Here is a 264-nt window from a genome sequence, read left to right as displayed (position 1 = left end):
TTCCTGAACAGCATGAACAAGGCTTTCCAAAAGTAGTGTTACATCAACAATTTGCGCCGTTTCACGAGCAAGTTCTGCATCAAGTCGCGATGCATCAGAAATATCAGTAATCAAACGGTCAAGACGACGCACATCATGTTGAATAATTTCAATCAATTGTTCCTGTGCTTCTTCATTTTTAGCCAAAGGAAGGGTTTCAACAGCACTACGCAGTGAGGTAAGCGGATTTTTTAATTCGTGGCTTACATCAGCAGCAAAGCGCTC

1 protein-coding gene is annotated in these 264 nt (G+C 42.0%); it reads right to left on the bottom strand.

Annotated elements, in window-relative coordinates; translation table 11 throughout:
* Nucleotides 1-264, bottom strand: a 264-nt coding sequence (locus tag ACFINS_RS10630) for a histidine kinase dimerization/phospho-acceptor domain-containing protein (protein WP_375706254.1), incomplete at both ends; no start/stop codon positions are given.

Source organism: Bartonella sp. AA2SXKL (genome assembly GCF_042197205.1).
In the GTDB taxonomy this organism is placed as follows: Bacteria; Pseudomonadota; Alphaproteobacteria; order Rhizobiales; family Rhizobiaceae; genus Bartonella.
Note: the sequence above shows the minus strand (reverse complement) of the source record. Positions and strands in the feature narration are given on the sequence as shown.